This window comes from Thermomonospora cellulosilytica, from assembly GCF_014138835.1.
Lineage (GTDB): Bacteria > Actinomycetota > Actinomycetes > Streptosporangiales > Streptosporangiaceae > Thermomonospora > Thermomonospora amylolytica.
The window spans coordinates 6,542,411-6,557,885 of record NZ_JACJII010000001.1 but is presented as its reverse complement, the minus strand read 5'-3'; the positions used below and the strand labels follow the sequence as shown (position 1 = coordinate 6,557,885).

The 15,475-nt window shown below is 71.0% G+C and carries 14 protein-coding genes; 12 read left to right on the top strand and 2 right to left on the bottom strand.

What is annotated here, in order from left to right; translation table 11 throughout:
- Positions 1–39: 39 nt before the first annotated feature.
- Complete coding sequence (locus HNR21_RS35670; protein ID WP_182707927.1) at positions 40–1,014, bottom strand: C40 family peptidase; 975 nt, start codon at positions 1,012–1,014, stop codon at positions 40–42.
- Between the two features lie 270 nt (positions 1,015–1,284).
- A complete protein-coding gene (locus HNR21_RS30870; protein ID WP_182707926.1) occupies positions 1,285–1,638 on the bottom strand; it encodes a helix-turn-helix domain-containing protein in 354 nt (117 codons plus the stop codon).
- Between the two features lie 372 nt (positions 1,639–2,010).
- Between HNR21_RS30870 and HNR21_RS30865 the strand changes: the two genes are divergently transcribed.
- The 12 genes from HNR21_RS30865 to HNR21_RS30810 all read left to right on the top strand — a co-directional run bounded on the left by HNR21_RS30865 (position 2,011) and on the right by HNR21_RS30810 (position 14,087).
- Positions 2,011–2,319 (top strand): hypothetical protein, encoded by a 309-nt coding sequence (locus HNR21_RS30865; protein ID WP_182707925.1) that lies wholly within the window; start codon positions 2,011–2,013, stop codon positions 2,317–2,319.
- Between the two features lie 160 nt (positions 2,320–2,479).
- Positions 2,480–2,806 (top strand): hypothetical protein, encoded by a 327-nt coding sequence (locus HNR21_RS30860; RefSeq protein ID WP_220500367.1) that lies wholly within the window; start codon positions 2,480–2,482, stop codon positions 2,804–2,806.
- An 8-nt stretch (positions 2,807–2,814) separates the two neighbouring features.
- Positions 2,815–3,528, top strand: coding sequence for a DUF8175 domain-containg protein (locus tag HNR21_RS30855; RefSeq protein ID WP_182707924.1), 714 nt, complete (start codon positions 2,815–2,817; stop codon positions 3,526–3,528).
- Positions 3,529–3,531: 3 nt separating this feature from the next.
- Positions 3,532–4,851, top strand: a complete 1,320-nt coding sequence (locus tag HNR21_RS30850) for a TrbL/VirB6 family protein (RefSeq protein ID WP_182707923.1) — start codon at positions 3,532–3,534, stop codon at positions 4,849–4,851.
- 182 nt (positions 4,852–5,033) lie between these two features.
- Complete coding sequence (locus HNR21_RS30845) at positions 5,034–6,530, top strand: SCO6880 family protein (protein WP_312881435.1); 1,497 nt, start codon at positions 5,034–5,036, stop codon at positions 6,528–6,530.
- 203 nt (positions 6,531–6,733) lie between these two features.
- Positions 6,734–8,161 carry a putative type IV secretion/conjugal transfer ATPase gene (locus HNR21_RS30840; protein ID WP_182707922.1) on the top strand — a complete coding sequence of 476 codons (1,428 nt, stop codon included), beginning with the start codon at positions 6,734–6,736 and terminating at the stop codon, positions 8,159–8,161.
- Positions 8,162–8,312: 151 nt separating this feature from the next.
- Positions 8,313–10,133 (top strand): type IV secretory system conjugative DNA transfer family protein, encoded by a 1,821-nt coding sequence (locus HNR21_RS30835; protein ID WP_182707921.1) that lies wholly within the window; start codon positions 8,313–8,315, stop codon positions 10,131–10,133.
- 180 nt (positions 10,134–10,313) lie between these two features.
- Positions 10,314–10,712 (top strand): DUF4913 domain-containing protein, encoded by a 399-nt coding sequence (locus tag HNR21_RS30830; RefSeq protein WP_182707920.1) that lies wholly within the window; start codon positions 10,314–10,316, stop codon positions 10,710–10,712.
- A 129-nt stretch (positions 10,713–10,841) separates the two neighbouring features.
- Positions 10,842–11,600, top strand: coding sequence for a hypothetical protein (locus tag HNR21_RS30825; RefSeq protein WP_182707919.1), 759 nt, complete (start codon positions 10,842–10,844; stop codon positions 11,598–11,600).
- Positions 11,601–11,653: 53 nt separating this feature from the next.
- Complete coding sequence (locus HNR21_RS30820) at positions 11,654–12,112, top strand: hypothetical protein (RefSeq protein ID WP_182707918.1); 459 nt, start codon at positions 11,654–11,656, stop codon at positions 12,110–12,112.
- 75 nt (positions 12,113–12,187) lie between these two features.
- A complete protein-coding gene (locus HNR21_RS30815) occupies positions 12,188–12,568 on the top strand; it encodes a hypothetical protein (RefSeq protein WP_182707917.1) in 381 nt (126 codons plus the stop codon).
- 4 nt (positions 12,569–12,572) lie between these two features.
- Positions 12,573–14,087, top strand: coding sequence for a hypothetical protein (locus HNR21_RS30810; RefSeq protein WP_182707916.1), 1,515 nt, complete (start codon positions 12,573–12,575; stop codon positions 14,085–14,087).
- Positions 14,088–15,475 lie beyond the last annotated feature (1,388 nt).

Here is a 15,475-nt window from a genome sequence, read left to right as displayed (position 1 = left end):
TCGGGTGAGGTGGGCTCCTGGCTGCGGATTTCATGGCGATCAGCGGTTTGCGTTGGGGCGTGGTGCCGGGCGAGTTGCGCCGACGTATTGGCGCATGCGGTTGGGGTCGGTGGTGAAGGGTGCGATGCGGACGACGTCGCCGGTGTGGGGTGCGTGGATCATGCGGCCGTCGCCGAGGTAGAGGGCGACGTGGTGGATGGTGGCGGGGTTGGCCGGGTGGTGGGCGAAGAACAGCAGGTCGCCGGGCTGGAGCCGGTGGCGGGGGATGTGCGGGCCGTCGTCGTACTGGGCGGCGGCCACCCGGTCGATGTGCACTCCGGCCTGCGCCCAGGCGTACTGGGTCAGCCCCGAGCAGTCGAAGCCCCTGATGTGCGCGCCGTGGGCGATGCCGTGGCTGGGGCCGTGCGGACCGCCGCCTCCCCAGGAGTAGGGGGTGCCGAGCCGGCGCAGCGCGGCCTTGACCGCCACGGCTCCCCGGCCGCTGCCGGCGGGCTGGGCGTACTGGGCGGCCTGGGCCAGGACCTGGCGGACGTAGGCGTGGGAGTGGTTGTAGTGCCAGAGCGCCCGCTCCAGCTGCGTGCCGCCTTTCCCGGCGCCGTTGGCGCATAGGTAGCGGGCGGCGCCGTGGATGGCGTCGGCCGGGGTGTAGCGGTCGGCTCGCCCGTCGCCGTTGGCGTCGGCGCCGTAGGCGGTCCAGGTGGCGGCGAGGAACTGCATCGGGCCGCCGGCTCCGGCGTGGTTCTCCCCGGAGCGGACGCCGGGGAGGGTGGAGCGGCCGTGGTCGGATTCGATCTTGCCGATGGCGGCCAGCACGCTCCACGACAAGCCCGGGCAGGTGCGGGCGGCGGCCAGGTACCAGCGCAGGTAGTCCGGCGGGATGTCGCGGCGGGCTAACGCGGTGGGTGCGCCGTCGAACCCAACGACCTGCGGGCCGCCGGGGCCGGTGGTGGCGAGGACGAGGAGCAGGAACGGCACCGCGACCAGGGCGGCGGCGCCACACGCGACCGCCTTCACCGACCCGACCACCCGCCCTGGGCCGGGCGGGCGGAGACCGCCGTGCGGTGGGGAACGCCGGGCGGCCCCTGCGGGTCCCGGCCCGAGGCCGACAGCATTGGAACGATCGTTCCTGAGGACGGCCGCAGGGCCGATGCCGTGGCCCGTGGTGGCCGGAAGGCCCGGCCACCGTGGCGGCCTGCAGAGGCACAGAGCCGCCGGCCCCGGATGTGGGATGACGGTCCCGACAGCCGGGTGGGTGGAGTGGTCTGCGGGTGGGCGGGCTGTGGGTCAGTCGGCGTGTTCGGCGTTGGTGTGGGCGCGGCGCTGGGCCCGGTAGCCCGCGCCCTTACGCGGTGGTGTGTGGTCATCTGCGGTGGTGCCCCCAGGGTGGTGTGGGTGGGGCTGCCGCAGCACCTGCAGGACCGCGGTCCAGGAGTAGCGGAAGTTCTTGCCCGCCTTCAGCGCCGGGATCTGCCCGGCGGCGGCCATCCGCCGCACCGTCTGCTGGGAGAGCCCCAGCCGGGCGGCGACCTCCTCGGTGGTGAGGATGTCCGGATCGCGGCCGGGCCTGCCGGGTTTGCCGGGCCGGTCGGGACGGTCGGGGTGGTCGGGCATGGCGGGTGCTCCTGGGTTCGCGGTCATGTCGTCTCGTCCTTTTCAGTGTGGTGGAGGTGCTGCGGCAGCCGCTGGTTCGGCTCAGTGGTGGTGTGTTCAGTTCTCCTGGCGCTACTTGCGCTCCATCAGTCTGACACGTACTGTAGTCGTCGCGCTACTGAGAGCGCAGGAATCGGGGGTATGTGTATGCGTCTTCTGCGCAGGCGGGTGGTGGATGTCCACTCGCCGGCCGAGGCCGGGGACCGTGATGCCACGACGGACCGGCCGGCTGTGATCGGGGCTCATGGCGGGGCGGGAACGTCGACGATCGCGGCGTTGCTGCGTCCGGCGTGGGATCTGGGCTCGGTCGCTCATCTCGCCGGTGCCGGGCGGATGCCGGGGCCGGCCAGGAGCCGGCCGTTGCTGGTGGTGGCTCGGAACACGGTGGCGGCGGCACGGCATGCGACCGACGCGGTGACCGCGTTGCACCACGCCGGGGTGCCGATCGCGGGGCTGGTGATCGTCGCCGATGGGGCCGGGCCGGAGCCTCGGGACGCCACCGCCCGCTTCTGCCTGCTGGAGGGCCGGGTGCGGGGCGTGGTGCGGATGCCGTTCGTGCCCGGGCTGCGTCTGGTGGATGACGTCACCCAGATCCCGCTGCCGGAACGGGCACGTGACGCGCTCGCCTCCATCCGGCACCTGGCCCACGGCCGACTCGCCGACCGGTAGCCGTATCCGGCGGTCTCTTTGCCCATAGCAGACCGCGCGAGCTGGACACGGCACCGGTGATGGCCGGGGAGCCGTGGCGGACGGACAGATCTGATCGAGGCAGGGGCCCGCATCCGCGGGTTCCTGATGACCATCGAGTCGAACAACGGGGGTTCATTCCTTGAACGATGCCGTTCTGCACTTAGTGGACGCCGTGCAGTGGCTGCTGGCACCCGGACCTGACGGGTCGGGGGTCCAGGTGCCGGATCCGGCGCCGAGCGCGCCGCCGGAGCTGGGCGAGCCGGTGAACGTGATCATCAGCTGGGGCAAGTGGGGCGTGCTGGTGTGCGGGGTCGCCGGGCTGCTCATCTGCGCCGGGCAGATGGCGATCGGCCGTAAGAACCGCAGCAGCTTCGCCGCCGACGGCGCCACCGGCGTGCCATGGGTGCTGGGCGGGCTCAGCCTGGTGGCCACCGCGGCGTCCATCGTCGAGATGTTCGTCGGGTGAGGGCGCCGATGGGACATGCGATCCGCATCCGGCGGCGGCTGCTGGCGGTGCCGCTGCTGGGCCTCGCTCTGGGGGCTGTCGCCTACGGGCTGTGGGAGCCCGACGATGATCCACCACGTACACGGACCGAAGGAGTCGCGCAGCCTGCCGCGTCCCGGCCGACCGAGGTCGTGCTGGAGGAGTCGGGCCTTCGGTGGAGCGACCACTTCGGCATGGAACTGCCGATCTCACCCGTGCACGGGCCGCGGAGTCTGGGCGCTGGGCTGGCCGGCGGGTTCGCGCGGACGCCGTCCGGGGCGCTGCTGGCGGCCGTGCACATCGTCGTGCGGACGGCGCCGCAGTGGGGGCCGAAGGTGTTCGAATCGACCATCTCGCAGCAGGTGATCGGGCCCGAGCGGGACGTTCTGCTCGCCTCCACCCGCGACTTCTACGAACGCAAGCGCGCCGAGATGGGCCTCGCTGAGGACGCTCCGCTGGGGCCGGGGTATGCGGCGATCGAGGCGTACCGGTGGCATTCCTACTCACCGGATGTCGCGTCGCTCGATCTGGTGTCGGCCGGGCCTGGGCGGCACGGCGTCACCGTGCGGGCGGCGACCCGCGTTCAGCTGCACTGGGCCGACGGGGACTGGCGTGTGCTGGCCCCTCCGGGCGGGGACTGGGGCAACACCGCCGCCGCGGTGACCTCGACGAACGGATACACGCTGTTGCCGGGGAGGCGGTGAGCCATGCCCGAACCGTGCCACCCGGCGGCCGATCCCGACTGCGTCCAGGAGGAGCAGCAGGACGACGGTCCGTCCATGTTCGGTGATCTGCCGGACGCCCAGGACCTGGCGGGCGGGGCGATGGACGGCATCGCCGACGCCATGCGCGAAGGGCTGCGCTGGTTCCTGGAGAACACGATGACCTGGTGGGTCAAACTCGACTCACCCGATCTGGAGCAGGAACGCGCGGTCGGCCTGCTGCAGCAGTACATGCTGCCGATCACCGGCGCGGTGGCGGTCCTGGCCGTGCTGCTGGCGGCGGGGAAGGTGGCGCTCACCCACAAGGCCAACCCGCTGATCAACGTGGGCAGCGGCCTGGCGTTGATCGCGGTCACCGGTGCGCTCGGGGTCGTGCTGCCCAACCAGCTGCTGAAGTTCGGGGACGCCTGGGCCGACTGGGTCATCCGATCCGCGGCGGGCGGTCGTCTGGAGGAACGTCTGCCCTCCCTGCTGGGGCTGGAGGGGGTGCCGGCGGCACTGGTGGTCGTCTTCGGGCTGGTGGCGATCGTGGTGGCCGCCATCCAGGCGATCTTGATGATGTTCCGGCAAGGCGCGCTGATCATCCTCGCCGGAATGCTGCCGCTGGCCGCCGCCGGAACACTCACCGGGGCGACCAGACCATGGTTCAAGAAGGTCACCGGGTGGATGCTCGCCCTGATCTTCTACAAGCCCGCCGCCGCGGCCGTCTACGCGGCCATGTTCACCCTGGTCGGGGACGGGAACGACATCCGGGCCGTGCTCATGGGGCTGACCATGATGCTGGTGTCGCTGGTGGCGTTCCCGGTGCTGCTGAAGTTCTTCACCTGGACCACCGGAGCGACCGAGACCAGCCCCGGCGGCGGCTTCATGGGCGCCGTCATCGGAGGCGCGACCGCGGTCGGCGCCCTCCGCGGCCCCTACTCGGGCTCCGCCGCCGATCACGCCGGCTTCCTTGAACAGCAACTCGGATCCCAGCGGCGAGACGCCGAACCGCCCTCAGGAGCACAGCCGCAGCCCGGCTGGCACGGGCCTCAGCCTCCGGGCACCCCATCGGAGGGAGCGAACGGCGACGGACGCCCGCCGGGACCAGGGCCGGGACAAAGCCATCCGTTCGACGCCCAAGACCCATCGCCCGGACCCGGCCGGCACTCGACCGGGGCCGATCCGGAGGAGGCCATGGGGCCCATCGCCTGGCAGACCGTTCGCAACGAACAACGACGAGGCAGCGACACCCTCCGCTGGCTCGCCCACCCCGCCGGCCCCAGCGGAGCCGCCGGCACCGGCTCGGAAGGAGACGCCGGGTGATCGCTCCAACCGCAGACGGCCGGAGAGCCGGCCGTGGATCTGCCGTGCGGCACTGCTCTGCGAGCCAACGGATCACTCCGCTCCGGCTGATCGTGTGCAGTCGGCCGGCCGGCGAGGAGCCGATGACGAAACCGAACGATGCGAAGCGTTCCGGCCGAGCCCTGCCTGCTCAGGGAGGGCCGGTGTTCAAGGAGGTGACGACCATGGCCGGTGACATCCGCACCTACGGAGGCTGGCGGCGGCGACGGGGGATCGGGCTGCTCGGCCTGGACACGACGGCGACCTTCATCGCCCTCGGAGCCATGCTCGGGGCGGTGGTACTGGGAACGGTCCGGCCCGGATTACTCCTGTACGCCGGCCCGCCGCTCCTGGTCGCGGGAGTGCTCGGGCTCATCCGGGTGCAGGGTGTGCCATTGGCGGTGGTGGCGCTGGCGCGGCTGCGCTGGTGGTGGGGCTCCTGGCGCGGCCACACCCGCTACCGGGCCGGTGTCGTGGTCGATCATCCGCGGGCGTTCCAGCTGCCGGGGGTGCTGGCGCCGTTGACGCTGCTGTCGGCCGAGGACGGGTACGGCGGCCGGTACGGGATCGTGTGGGACCGGCGGACCGGGCTGCTGACCGCGACGCTGCGGGTGGTGCCCTCGTCGCTGTGGCTGGCCGACCGTGCCGACGCCGACACCTGGGTCGCCTGCTGGGGGAACTGGCTGGCCTCCCTCGGTCACCAGCGCGCCGTCCGCCACGTCACGGTCACCGTCGACACCGCGCCCGAACCGGGCTCCACGCTCGCTGACGCGGTCACCGCCACCCTGGACCCGCGTGCACCCGCGTCGGCCCGGCGGATCCTTCAGCAGGTGGTGGATGCCGCCCCGGCAGCGGCGGCCGACGTGGACACCCGCGTGTCGGTGACGTTCGACCCCAAGGCCTCACCCTCGGCGCCCAAGGATCTGCTGGATGCGGTCGCCGAACTGGGTCGTCTTCTGGAGGGCCTGGCCTCGCGGCTGAGCCTGTGCGGGGTGACCGTGGTCGGGCGGGCCACCGCCGCCGAGATCGCCGGGACGATCCGGACCGCGTTCGATCCGGCCGCTCGCGGCGAGGTCAACCGGCTGCTGTCCCGCCCCGGCTCGGAAGAGGCGCTGACGTGGGCGGACGCGGGCCCGGTCCACGCCGTCGAGCATGCCGACCGGTACGTGCACGACAGCGGGATCAGCGTCTCGTGGGCCTGGCACGAGGCACCCCGCCAGACCGTGCACTCCGACGTCCTCGCCCATCTGGTCACACCCGGCCCGTATCCGAAACGGGTGACCCTCCAGTACCGGGTGCTGCCTGCGGCGCAGGCGACTAAGACGCTGGAACTCGAGGTGAACGCCGCCGCTTTCCGCAGCGCGTTCCGCCGTAAGACCGGCCGGGACGAGACCGCCCGGGACGCCTACGACGCCGCCCGCGCCCGCCAGGCCGCCACCGAGGAGGCGATGGGCGCCGGGGTCTGCCTGGTGTCGATGTACGCCACCGTCACGGTCACCGACGAGAAGGAGCTCCAGCGGGCCGTGGCGCACACCGAGGCCGCCGCCGAATCCTCCAAGATCCGGCTCCGCCGCCTGTGGGGAAGCCAGGCCGTCGGTTTCGCCACCACCCTGCCCTGCGGCATCTGCCCACCCGAACTGGCCCACCGCTGGCACGCCTGATCTCCAGCCATCAGAGGGGTTTCACCAGCGGCCCATTGGGGCGCGAGTCCCGAGCCAGCGTTCCTGCCCGAGCGGGTGGCGCCCGTACCCGAACAGAGAAGCCGATCTCATCTCCACCGATCGCTGATCCGGAGGTCTGGCCTTTGTCCTTGCACCAGCGACCAGCCCCAATCGCCCGCCCTGATGGCATCGAGGCGGCTGCCATGGCCGAGCCGTTGGCTCCCGCTTGGGGGTGGCGGCTCCCGCATGGCGGGCGGGCCGTGCATGTGGAGGCGGCGCCGGAGTTTCAGGCGACGACGATGCAGGTGTGCGGGTTGTTCCCGTTCATGGCCGGGTCCGGCTCGCCCGCCCTCGGCACGCCGGTGGGCCGGCATCAGCTGCACGGTGATGTGGTGTGCCTGGATCCGCTGGCCTGGTTGCGGGGCGGGCTGGTCACCAATCCGGGGATGTTCGTGCTCGGCCAGCCCGGCACCGGCAAGTCCACCCTGGTCAAACGGCTCATCACCGGGGCGGTCGCCGCCGGGCAGACCGCGCTCGTCCTGGGGGACACCAAGCCCGATTACACCCGGCTGGTCGAGCATCTGGGCGGGCAGGTCATCCGGGTCGGCCGCGGCGCCGATCGGATCAACCCACTGGACGCCGGGCCGCTGGCGGCGGCGATGCGGCATCTGTCCGGCGGTGATGCGGAGGTGTTGCGGTGGGAGGTCCGCTCCCGCCGCCTCGCCCTGCTCATGGCGCTGTGCACGCTGGTCCGGGAAGGGCGCATCACGAACGCGGAGGAGGTCATCCTCGGCCGCGCCGTCGACCTGCTGGATGAACGCCTGCCCCGCGAGCCGACGGTCCCCGACGTGCTGCGTGTGCTGGAGGAAGGGCCGGACGAGCTGCGCTCGGCGGCCCGTGCGGACACCGCCGACCGTTACCGCGAGCGGGTCAGCGATCTGGTGTTCACTCTCGCGCTGTTGTGCACCGGGTCGTTGGCCGGGGTGTTCGACGCGCCCACCACCCGCCCGATCGATCTGAACGCACCCGCGGTCAGCGTCGATATTTCGCGGGTGCGGGCGGCCGGGGACACGCTGCTGACCGCGGCGATGCTGTGCACCTGGGCGTATGCGTTCGCGATGGTGGACGCCGCCGCCACCCTCGCCGACCTCCGCCTCGGCCCCCGCCGTTCTTACCTGGGGGTGATGGACGAGCTGTGGCGCGCTTTGCGCGGGGCGCCCGGGCTGGTCGAGCACGCCGACGCACTCACAAGGTTGAACCGGGCCAAGGGAATGGCCTCCATCATGATCACCCACTCGCTCGCCGACCTGGACGCCCTGCCCACCGAGGAAGACCGGGCCAAGGCCCGCGGGTTCGCCGAGCGTTCGGCGATCACCGTGCTGGCCGGGCTGCCGCCCCGGGAACTGGACCGGGTGCACCAGGCCACGCCGTTGACCGGGCCGGAGCAGCAGATGGTGGCGTCCTGGTCGGCGCCGGACTCCTGGCAGCCCGGGGCCCGGCATCCGGGCCGCGGCAAGTACCTGATCAAGACCGGGGAACGCCTCGGCATCCCGGTCGAACTCTCCCTGGTCGGCACCGAGAAGGACCTGTACGACACCGACCAGGCCATCCGCACCGGGAGCCGCCCATGAGCCGAGCGTGGGGACCACCGCCGTGGATGTGGTGCGGCAGCACCGCCCGCAGAACAATCCCGATGAGCCCAGGCGGCAAGCTCGCCTCACCAGGACCGTCGATGCCCGGAACGGCCCCATCCGCTCCGACAAACCAGACCGGGGGCGGCCGATGAGCCGGGCGTTGGGTCCGCGGCCGTCGATGTGGCACAGCAGCGCCGCCGGCGGCTGGCTGGTGCTGCTGCTGTGCTGGGCGCCGGTGCTGTGCTTCGCGCTCGTGTGGGTCGCCGCCCGGGCGGCCGCCGCGGTGGCCGGTGGCCGGGTGAGGGGGTTCGGCAGCGACTTCATCCTCGCCGTGCTGCACGGCCGGTTCGAGCAGGCCTGGCCGGGCACCCCCACGCCGCTGGTCGTCATAGTCCTCGTGGCCGGTGGCCTCGGCATTGTGGTGGCCGGTAACCACCTGTGGTGGCGGGTCGAGCAGCGTCGTTCCGTACCGGGTGATCCGGTGCAGGCGATGGCCGGCGGCCCTGGGCTGGAGGGGCTGCACCGCCGTCAGGTCGCCGCCAAGGCCGTCGAGCTGCGCCGGTCGCTTCGGCTGGAGAGGCCGGAACGGCTGGAGGCGGGGGAGATCGGGCTGCTGCTCGGCCACGAGCTGCGGCGCTCCCGTAAGACGGGTCCGGCGCTGTACGCCTCCTGGGAGGACACCCTGGTGGCGTTCATGGCCCCACGGTCGGGCAAGACGACCGCGTTGTCGATCCCGTACGTGCTGTCGGCCCCGGGCGGGGTGATCGCCACCAGCAACAAGGCCGACCTGTGGGCCGCCACCGCCCGGCTACGAGCCGAGGCCGGCGGCCGGGTGTGGCTGTTCGACCCGCAGAAGATCACCTACCAGCCCCAGGCCTGGTGGTGGAACCCGCTGGCCGCCCTGGGCACGGTGGAGGACGCGCATCGGCTGGCCGGGCACTTCGTGCTGACCGTCGACGACCCGAACAAGAAGGACCTGTGGGGGCCGGCCGCCCAAGACCTGCTGTGCGCGCTGTTCCTGGCCGCCGCCACCTCCGGCCGCACCCTGCACCACGTCGCCGGCTGGCTGGACGAACCCGCCGTCCCCACCCCGATCGAACTGCTGCGGCACGCCGGGTTCGCGCTGATGGCCTCGTCGTTGAAAGGCACCCAGAACGGCGCCACCGAGACCCGCGACGGCATCTACCAGACCGCCCGCACCGCCGCCAAATGCCTGCGCGACCAGGACATCCTCGCCTGGGTCACCCCACACGACGACCTACCGGCCCTCGACCCGGCGAAGTTCGTCCGCCCCGGCCCCGGGGAGCCGGGCGGGACGCTGTACCTGCTGTCCAAGTCCCGGTCCGCGGCGGCCCCGCTGATCGCGGCGCTGACCGACACGGTGATGCGCGCCGCCGAACACCAGGCCGAACAATCCGGCGGACGGCTGGACCCGCCGCTGGTGGTGGTGCTGGACGAGGCGGCCAACATCTGCCGGATCGCCGACCTGCCCGAGCTGTACTCCCACCTCGGTTCGCGCGGCATCGTCCCGGTGACGATCCTGCAGTCCTACGAACAGGGCATCACCGTGTGGGGCGAGCCGGGGATGGCCGCCCTGTGGGGTGCGGCCACCCGCAAGCTCATCGGCGCCGGCACCGACTCCCCCCGCCTCGCCAAAGATCTGGCCACCCTCATCGGCCAGCACGACGTCCCGGTCCGCTCCCTCACCTACGCGGATGGGCGGGCCTCGGAGCAGATCTCGCTGCGCCGCCAGGACATCCTCGAACCCGCCGCCATCCGCGCCCTCCCGCCCGGCACCGCCCTGCTGCTGGCCACCGGCGGCACACCCGCCCTGCTCAACCTCCACCCCTGGTACACCACCCCCCACGCCACACAGATCACCCAGGCCATCGGCGCCGCCGAGACCGCCATCACCCAAGCCGCCCGCCGGCACCACAGACACAAGGAAACCCCGATCAACCTGGAATAGAGCCCACCGCCCCTCTGATCACTCGCCCCAGCCTCCTCGGCCAAAGAAGGCGGGGGAGTGTCCGCCATGGCAGGGCAGGGCGGACACCGAAGCCGACCGAGCCCGATGCGAGCACACGTTCACCGACCTCGGAGCGGAAGGAGACCACCGCCATCAGCCACGACACCCTGGAGCAACGCCATGAATCCAGACCCCACGGCAACCGACGCCGCCGAGGAACTGCCCGACCCGTACTTCCCTGACGTCATCACCTGGGTGAACCAGCACTTCGTGCCGATGTACCGGCGCACGCTGGGTGGGGAGTTCCGCTGGTGCGCCCAGTGGTGGCGGCACGCCGAAGCGATCTCCCGGTTCACCGCCCTGTGGCACGCCTGGGAGGCCATGCGCCTGCAGCCGGCCACCGGCATCGGCCTGTGGTACCGCGACCACCTCGACCACCAGCTCCCGGTGCTGCTCGGCCCCCGAGGCCCCTTCTACCAGTGCACCGAGACCGAACACCTCGAACCCCACCAGGCCACCGTCACCCCCATGCCACCCGGCTACTGGGAACACGGCCCACTCGCCCTCGACCAGATCTGACACCACCCCGGCAGCGACGACGAACCGCTGCCTCGGTTCCTCCTCAGTCCCAAGGCGTGATCCGCCGTGCCCATCCAGGCCGCGCGGAGTCCGAACACACCGTCACATCAGCACCGCTGGAGGTCATGCATGCCGCAGCCGGTCCACCACGACCGCATCACCAACGTCGAAGCCACCCTCACCGACCACCAGACCCGCACTTCGGAACAGCCAGCGACCACCCCCACCGCCCGGGCGGTGCAGCTGCGTGACCTGCTGGTCGACCTGATGCACTACGCCGACGCCCACACCATCGACTTCGACCTGCTCCTAGAGGCTGCTCACCGCGCCTACCACCGCGAAGCACGCCAGACCTTTACCCCGGACGGCACCGCCCCTTCCGCCGCCGTCGCCCAGCAGATCATCGGCCTGCTCGCCCAGGACGTCACCGCCGCCGTCCGTGACCTCAACCTTGCCATCACCGGCACCGACGCCCGTCCGGGCCTGGCCGACCCGTACACCGCCCAGCGGGTCCTGGACGATCTGGCCCGCGCCACCCGCAATCTCGCGCGCACCTTTCCACAGATTTCCCGCTACCTGCGTCAGGAGCACAAGACAGGCAGGCTGGTGGACACCCACGACGACCCCGACCAGGCCATCGAGCTGGCCGCCCTCTACCTGGACGTCGCCAAGGGCACCGCCACGTCCCTCGCCGGCGCCCTCACCCGCACCCACCAGGCCATCACCGGCATGAAGACCACACCACCCGACCAGCCCACCCCAGCCGAACTCGCCGGCCGCGACTTCCCCACCGCAACGCCGGACCTGTCCGCAGCAGCCAAGCCCGCAGAGGAGCCGAGCCGATCCGCGAGGAACGTTCCGAGCCCGCGCAACACTCCACGCGCCTGACAGACCCCGGAACAGGCCCGCCACCACGGCGGACCAAAACAGGAGCCACGGCCATGCACCCGATCTGCGAGATCAAAGAGAACCTGAGACACCACAAGCCCTTACCGAAGCGGCTCACTTCCGCCTACCAGGGCTTCGAGGCGATCGAACACTCCATCCGGGGACTGCTGACGCTCGCCCGAGAACAGCCGATCCCCACCTACAAGAACGTCCTGTTCCAAGCCGTACTGGCCCGCGCAGAACTCGCCAAGGCCCCCGCGTTCCCATGGCCGCTCAACATCCCGCCACCGCGACCCGCGGTCGCCCTGGCCGACGACCGAACCGTCCTGCAGGAACTCGCCCACCTGGCCGAGGACATCACCTTCGCCCTCGTCGAGGCCTCCGCCCAGACAACAGAAGTGAACGACCACCGAGCCTGCACGGTGGGAGCCGTGCACGCCTGCCTCATCCAGCAAGGCCTGCACCGCGCGGCAGAAACCCTGACCGCCGAGAAACCGCACCGTACGCGCTGACCGACATCCCGGCGCCGCGGTTCGCGGCGCCGGACCCCTCAGGGATGACGAACACCAACCCGCACAGGAGCACAAATGATCGACAACACGACCTCTAAGCCAGAGCCCGCCCAGGTACTGGCCGACACGTACCGCAGGCTCGTTCAGCTCGAACGGACCATCGGCGCGCTCGCGGACGCGACCGAGGACGCCTTCATCAGCTGGGGCTTCCAGCAGGCGGACGCCGCCGACGCTCGCGACGCCCTGCGCACCGCACCCTCCCTCGCCGACACGGCACCCCTGCCGCCGAACACCGAGCCGCTGCCGGACGCCACCGTCGAATCGCTCGCCGAGCTCACCACTGGACTGCGCCGGGAACTGATCACCCTGTCGGAGCAGGTGAGCGATCCGCTGGACCAGCACGCCTGCCTGACCGCCGCCCTGTTCGTCGGCCACCTGAACGAAAGCCTGAGGTGAGCCGATGGCAACGTTCGGAGAACTCCTGACAGCGGCAGACCGCTACCTCACCCAGGCGACCGCCGAACTCGACCGGCCCGAGACCGAACACCAGGCCCGTCACCCCGGCACCGTGAACGAACTGGCCCGCCTGACCACCGTGCTCGCCCGCTACGGAGAACGCATCGGCAACGGCTTCGGCCTCACTCCCGCAAACACCGAGACGGTACGGTCCGCAGCCCGCGCCTTCACCCAGAACCTGCACCAGGCCGCCCGCATCCTCGGCACCCCCGAATGGACCGAGCCGGGTGGCCCGGATCTGGCGTGGACCTTACGAGCCGCCGCCAACACGCTCGGCTGCGGCCTGGACCTCCTCACCTCGCACACCACATCGACACCCGGCCAAGCCCAGCCCGCGACGGCCAACACGACGGTGATCACCGACCCGGAGGCATCGTCGGCCCTGCTGCACCGCCTGGGCCAGTACGCCCGAACCCTGGGCCATCTGGCAGAACGCAGCAGCCCAGACGCCCGGCAAGCCGCCCACCCACTCCTTCAAGCATCCACCTGCACCGAAGGCCTCCGTCCCACCGCCGCCCTCGCCCTCGAAGGCATCCGCCTGCGGAGCACGGGCGAACGAATCCAGCCCCTCCCCGGTGAAAGCACCGAGGAGTTACTGCACGGGATCCACATCAGCACCCAGCGGCTACGGAACCTCAACCCCCTCCTGGCCGGCACCCACACATGGCGCTACCTGGCCACCGCAGCAGCGATCACCTGCCGGCTCAACGGCCACATCACCGGAGTCATCACCCGAAGGCTCCGCGACCTGGGCCACCCACACCAGGGCGCGTCCCTCATCCCGGCAGCCCAGGACATCCGCGTCCTCGGCCGTAAGTGGCGAGCCATCGCCCGGGAATGGGACACCCTCTTCGAAACCCGCCTCACCCCCGGCACCACCCCCGCCGCCATCGACGCCAGCGACCTGATCATCCGCCTCGGCCGCCTCATCTACACCGACCCCACCTGGACACCCGGCCCCAAAGCACGCAGCGAAATAGCACCCCCAGAACGACTCATCCCGGACGTGGCACACGCGGGCGCACTCGGCCTGGCAGTCCTACGGTCGATCGAGGCCTGCACCGCACTGGCCGCCGCCCACCACACCGCCGTCGCCGACGCCACCAAGATCGCCATGATGCGCCGCACACTCCCCAGATACGCCGGCCACCGCATCCCCGCCGCCGGCCGCAACATCCGCATCCGCTACGAAACCACCCACCACCACGGCCGAGAAACAACCGTAGCCCTCGGCAAAGCCCTGCTCGCAGCCATACCGGAACACTCACCGACAGCGGCCGAAACAGCCCTCATCGTCCACCGGGCATCCACGCCACCCGGCCACGAATCCCCAGCGGCACTCGCCGCCCAGTCCTTCCCCGGCATCACCGCACAAGCCCTGCGGATGCTCGGAAAGCAAACCGCGTCCGATCCACCCCGGATTCCCAGCCCATCACGGAGCCCACGCAGAGCCAGGTAACCCTGACTTCCCGAGCCGGTAGCGCGGGTTTGATTTCCGTCACCCGCTCTGAACGACGAAGCTCCAGGCCAGGGATAGTCTCCGGCGCTGGGGCTTTGGTCGTCATGAGGTGTGTTCATCCTCGCGCGCCCGCTGCGTGCCCGACCCGTCGTCGTGCCCGTCCGGCTGCCCCCGGCTCTTGCTCGGTTCCATCCGGGCGAGCCTGTCGAGGGGCGCTGGCACCGCCCGGAGCGTGCAACGTGGGCGCCGGCCGGCCGGCCGGACGGCGCGCGCCCGGCCGCGCATCGACGCAACACCCGCCCAGCACCCCAGCCAACGGCGATCCCAGGGTCGCCCCGCCGCCCCGCCGCGAGCAGACACGAAGGGCCGCACAGCCCGACCACCTCCTCGGCCCCCGACCCGCAGCCCTCACGACGGACACCCCGGCACCGAGGCCGCAAGGCCGGTACAGCGACCTGACCCTCAGGCCGACATCGGGCCGGATGGCGCAACGAGAAAACCCCAGGTCAGACTGCAAGTGGTGGCACCCGGAGCCCACTGGGCGTTACGCTCGGGGCGGCACCGGGGCGAGGATGGCGGAACGGACACCGAAACCCCAGGTCAACAGCACCGCCAACGAGCACCCGTCGCAACGCACCGCCCGACACCGAGGGCATAGAAACGACGTAGTTTCTTGATGCCGCCGCCCATGCCATTGCTGTCGCAACGCACCGCCCGACACCGAGGGCATAGAAACCGGTACACCTTCGTGTCCATCCGATGGAACCCCAGGCGTCGCAACGCACCGCCCGACACCGAGGGCATAGAAACAGCGTGTGAAGTGCGTCTTCGCTGCAGCTCTCCTCGATGTCGCAACGCACCGCCCGACACCAAGGACATAGAAACTGACGGGCGAACTGCCCCAGCAGTGCGTCGTAGGTCTTTCGCAACACGCCGCCCGATACCGAGGGCATGGAAACGGCTTATTACTGCCCGGGGGGCACGTCTGTGGCGTGCTGTCGCAACGCACCGCCCGACACCAAGGGCGATGACGCGTTGCGTCGTCGCACCGGCCGGCGCTCAGCCACCGGCTCACATGGGCCGAGGTCTTTCTTGCCTCCGGCTCCGGGAAGCCCAGGGGCCTGTGTGGACGCCGCCGGATCAGGTGGCATGCGCTTCCCGAATGACGAGAACGAGCAGGGGACGCGCTCGAGTCATGTTCCAGCCGTGTCGGCAATGGGAAATTGAGTGGCACGGTGATCGTTGCGGACATGCTGGAATCTGATTCCTGTGAGGATTGATTTTCTGGTGACAGAGACGGCGCTTTCGGGGTTATAAATCGTTTCTATTATCGGACTGCATGTTATTGGTGTTTTGGTCATGGGCTGCGGGCGATCCCGATGCGGATG